Here is a 5105-nt window from a genome sequence, read left to right as displayed (position 1 = left end):
TCACCAATGTATTCCACCGGTTGGGTGAGCCAATGAAAACTTATTCCCTCTTGAATAGCGTGATGATATTCCTCGAGCCGTGCAGGCATTTCGGTTTCGCTCCTGCGGTAAATAATCATTACCTCTTTGGCTCCAAGCCTGCGAGCCGTCCTTGCTGCATCCATACTTACATTTCCCGCACCAATAACAGCAACCTTGCTTGCTATGCGCACAGGCGTATCAAATTTTGGGAATTCATTTGCTCTTAAAAGATTTACTCTTGTTAAGAACTCGCTTGCCGAGTATATGTTGTTCAGATTTGACCCCGGGATTCCCATAAATCTGGGTGCCCCAGCGCCTATGCCAATAAAAATTGCATCGTATTCTTGTCGGATTTTTTCAAAGGGAATAGTCCGCCCAATGATCTGACCATACTCAAATTTAACTCCTAATTTTCTTATATAGTCTATTTCCCTTTCAACAATATCCTTGGGTAATCTAAAGCCAGGAATACCATAAACCAAAACGCCGCCAGCTTTGTGAAAAGCTTCGTAAACTGTAACATCGTAACCCATCCGAGCAAGATCTGCAGCAGCGGTAAGACCTGCTGGACCTGCGCCAATAACGGCGATATTACCTTTCTTTTCCCTCTGACTTTTGGTGTTTACACGCTTTTTTGGAAGATTAAGATCTGCAAGAAACCTTTCAAGCCTTCCGATAGCAACAGGTTTACCATCTTTCATCTTTCCCAACACACATTGCGCTTCACATTGCTTTTCCTGTGGACAAACACGCCCACAAATAGCAGGGAGGTTGTTTGTATCCTTCAATATCTCAATCCCCTTTTCATAATCTTTGTCACAAATCGCTTTTATATAGGCTGGAATGTCAATTTCAACAGGGCAACCAGAAGTACAAGGATGTGTAGGACATTGAAGACATCTGTTAGCCTCAGCAAGTGCCATTTCCTCTGTGTATCCCAGAGCTACTTCGGAAAAGTTCTTAATTCTTTCTTCAGGCGATTGCTCAGGCATAGGAACGCGGTCTTTTACAGCCATGATAAATCACCTACTTCTTTTTTGAAAAGATCCAGAGCAATTCTTTCCTGTTCCTGGTATTGATGTTGCCTTTTTATAAGCTCGTTCCAGTTAACAAACCTACCGTCAAATTCTGGACCATCTACACAAGCGAATTTCATGCTTCCGTTCACTTCTACTCTACAAGCTCCACACATTCCCGTGCCATCAACCATGATGGGATTCAGTGATACCCAGCAAGGGATTTCCGCACGCGAGGCAATTGCAGAAACGAATTTCATCATGATGGTTGGACCTATTGCCCATATTCTATCAAAGTTATTTCCTTTGCTTAATAACTCTTCAAGCCTATGGGTAACCAATCCTTTCTTTCCTAAAGAACCATCATCAGTTGTGATAATCAATTCATGGGCTGTTCTTTTGAATTCTTCAAGAAGTATGAGCTGTTCAGAAGTAGAAGCACCTATGATTGCAGTAATGCGATTTCCGGCTTCTTTTAAAGCTTTCATTATGGGCAAAAGCGGAGCGGCGCCAACACCACCACCAATCAGACAAATTTCTCCGTAAAATTCAATTTCACTGGGGTTACCCAGTGGGCCAACTACTTCAAGAACCTCATCGCCCTCATTCAGTGTAGCCAATTTATAAGTGCTTTTTCCAACACATTTCACAATAACCCTTACTGCACCATCTGAAACACCTGCGATGGTGAGTGGAATGCGTTCTCCTCTTTCATCAATGCGAATAATCAGGAACTGACCGGGTTTAGAAAAAACCGGCAATGTGGGATGTGCTATAAAATAATCGTAAATGCCAGTGGCAAGCTTTGCTTTTTTCAATATTTTGTGAGACATATTTTCTCCCCTTTTCAATATATACCAAATCAATAATATCAAAAAAATCAACATTTGAAAAAAAGGGCTGCTCTTTAAAGCAGCCACAGGGGGTAATGGAAAAGGGGGGTAAAAATAATTATGCAAATTCATACCAACCGGTAGAGATGTTTTGACTAAGCTTTATGATAAGCTGTATCTGTACGCAAAAAATTTTCCCCGGATGTGGTTATAGCATAGGGATTATGTTATGCTTCCTAAAGGAGGGATTTTTATAAAGAAGATATTATGGATTTTCCTTCTTCCGCTAATTGTGGTAGGAGCATGTAATTATTTCTCCGGTTACAATCTAACAATTGACAACATCACTTTGGATGCAACCAGGTGCAATTATTCAGTTACTGTAACCGGACAAAAGCAAAAAAAACCTGATATTCTAATAACTATTGGAAAAGTGCCAGAAGACTCGAAGGATGGTATTATAACGCAATCCGAAACTGGCGAGTTTTTCATAGACGAAGATGGAACCATTACATTATACTTCACTCTCATATCGGGAAGAAGATTTCTTTCCACCCCTCTAGCCACTACTGTGAGGGTTTATAATTCAACGCTCGAAGCTCCTTCAATAAAGGAATCCACTATTAGAGACGGGAATCTCATTCTTTCTCTTTACAGCCAATCTGAAGCCATTATGGAATATCGGGTAAAAATTGGTTCCAAAATATACACCAGTAAATCCGGCTTTTTTAATATTCCTTTGCCTACACAACCAAAAATGCCTATTGAATGCTTCAGCATAAGAAAAGATGGGGTGAGCTCCAAACCTGTGAAATTGAATATAGATTTATACACTAATGAAAAGCCTTCAATAAATTTGCTCTTACCACAGCACTATGATGGTGGTAAAATACCCGCGGAATTTCACGATGATTGGACCCCTCCTCGGAAGTTAACAATTGAAGCCTCCGCCGATGGAATTCCTTTGCTTTTCGATGGAAACGCTTTGTTTCCATTGTTCGAATTGCCAAGCGGCAGGCATTTTATTCATGTGAAGGTAACTGACGAAGCTGGACTTAGTACCATAACTTCCTTACAGGCTGTGGTAAAGAAAACCTTGCTTAAAGAGATTGCAGAGCTTTATATAGAAGAAGGAGGCACCTTCAGGAAAGCTTCCTGGAAACTGCCTTCTTCCGTTAATCGCGCGGTTTTGCAAGTAATAAAGGCTGGAGAATGGAAAAAAATTATGGAAATTGGCTCAGAGGGTTCTGTAAGGATTCCTTCAGAATATATGAGTGATGTTGGGGATATTTATAGACTATCTCCACAAGAGGGAGATATGATGTTCCTACCCTCTGTCCCGGTTTTCGCAAAATTGGAACAATCAAGACGTGTTACTTCAAGCTTCATTGTTTCACTTTATGGCAGAGATGTGACACTCCCTTCTGGCGGAGTCTACAATTTTCAGGGAAATATAGCGGTGAAATCAGGTTCACTATTAAGAATTGAATCATCAACCAATATAAATCTTTCCAGAAAAAGTACTCTCTTGGTGAATGGAGTATTGGAAATTGATGGTCGGAGGGGAGAAGTGATAATCTCTTCATACGGGAGTCCGGCTATTATACATGTTGGAAAGAATGGCACTTTGATAGCAAGAAATGTGGACTTTAAAAATGTTGAAATTGTTGCAGATAGCGGAGCAGTAATCGTATTCGAAAATTGCAAGATAGCTGCAGATGTTACACTCGATGTGTCATCTATTCAAATATATGGTTCAAGTATCAATGGCTCTTTGAAGATAAGCAATTCCAGTGAGCTGTATCTTTTCAATTCATACGTTTCCGGCAATTTTGAGCTGTATGGCATAAAAAAAGGCATTTTCAGTAACACGCATTTCAATTCAAAGAAAGGCTCAATAAGCAAAAGCATTATTAAGCTCTTTAACAGTGAATGTTCCGCTGGGGAATTATATGTATCCAGTTCATCCCATGTGTTTTTTTATAGTTCATCGCTGAAAATAAAGAAATGTCTTATTGATGGCGCGTCTGAGCTATATGTGGAAAGCTCGGAATTTTTCTGCGATGAAGAGCTGACTGTCAATAACTTTTCCAGGATTGTTATACCCGAAAAGTTAAAAGACAAAATACAACTGGAAAAAGAAAATACCTCAGAGATCTTCTTGCACAGTGGTGATTAAATGCAACGAGAATTTGATCCTTCACCGATTAGGAAGCTGACATTCGAACAAAGTCTACCCGAAGGCAGAACAAATCACGCTACTGTTGTGTTGGCTCTTTATTCAAAAATTCCACGAAACGCAAAAAAAGTACTGGAACTTGGCAGTGGAAGCGGTGCGGTATCAATATTTCTTGCACATACATATGGTTGCGAAGTTGTAGGCATAGAAAAAAATGAGATTCTTGTTTCAATTGCACGGAAAAACGCAGATTTGAATGGGGTAATGGAAAAGGTAAGATTTATAAATTGCCCGGTTGGAGAAGTAACAAGGCACCTAGAACTGGAAAGTTTTGATGTCGTTGTTTCGAATCCTCCACATCTTTTGCATGCTGGAAAAACTAGCCCCTATACTGAAAGAAACAGCTGGCGACGACTTGATGAAGAAACTGCACATAAATTTATCGAAGCGGCAAGAAAAATGTTAAAGAACAGGGGACTATTTCACTTTTTATTGCATCCCAGAGATTTGATTCGCTGGATAAGATTTCTCGAATCAGAAAAGTTTGGTATCCACAGACTATTACCGATTTACGGCAACTTGGAAAAACAAGCAAGACTGATTTTGATTTCGGGAAGAAAGAACTCGAGTTCCGAACTAGTTGTAGAGTCTCCATTGATATTTAGCAGGGAGGAAAGATGATGTTTGTTTCGTTTGAAGGCATCGATGGTTCTGGAAAATCAACACAGGTGAAGTTGTTTATTGAATATCTTGAAAGGACCGGTTATGAATATCTCATTATAAGAGAACCCGGCGGGACAAGAGCTGGTGAGGACATCAGGAAAATTCTTTTACATCACGATTATCAACTCTTTCCTGAAACAGAGCTTCTTCTCTTCATGGCTTCAAGAAGTCAAATTGTAAGGGAAATCATATTCCCTGCGCTCAAAATAGGGAAAATTGTTATCGCCGATCGATTTCTTGACTCTTCTGTCGCTTATCAAGGATACGGGCGAGGACTTGGTGTTGAAATGGTTAAAAGGCTTAACGAACTGGCTACCGGGAATTTGAAGCCGG

General features: G+C 40.2%; 4 protein-coding genes and 1 pseudogene. 3 read left to right on the top strand and 2 right to left on the bottom strand.

Annotation, left to right across the window (positions count from 1 at the left end):
* Nucleotides 1–1037, bottom strand: a pseudogene (locus AC3LHT_RS08165) (FAD-dependent oxidoreductase); the annotation flags it as partial.
* Entirely contained in the window at nucleotides 1028–1870 is an 843-nt protein-coding gene (locus AC3LHT_RS08160; protein ID WP_290647056.1) for a sulfide/dihydroorotate dehydrogenase-like FAD/NAD-binding protein, read from the bottom strand. The pseudogene AC3LHT_RS08165 and the gene AC3LHT_RS08160, both read right to left, overlap by 10 nt.
* Nucleotides 1871–2099: 229 nt before the next feature.
* On the opposite strand from AC3LHT_RS08160, the gene AC3LHT_RS08155 reads away from it, so the two are divergent.
* From AC3LHT_RS08155 to tmk, 3 genes are all read left to right on the top strand, one after another.
* A complete protein-coding gene (locus AC3LHT_RS08155; RefSeq protein ID WP_488662544.1) occupies nucleotides 2100–4049 on the top strand; it encodes a hypothetical protein in 1950 nt (649 codons plus the stop codon).
* Nucleotides 4050–4730, top strand: coding sequence for a tRNA1(Val) (adenine(37)-N6)-methyltransferase (locus tag AC3LHT_RS08150; protein WP_488662543.1), 681 nt, complete (start codon nucleotides 4050–4052; stop codon nucleotides 4728–4730).
* Nucleotides 4727–5105 (top strand): dTMP kinase (gene tmk / locus AC3LHT_RS08145; protein ID WP_488662542.1); only part of this gene is annotated, 379 nt, incomplete at its 3' end. The genes AC3LHT_RS08150 and tmk, both read left to right, overlap by 4 nt.

Source organism: Kosmotoga sp. (assembly GCF_982836095.1).
Note: the sequence above shows the minus strand (reverse complement) of the source record. Positions and strands in the feature narration are given on the sequence as shown.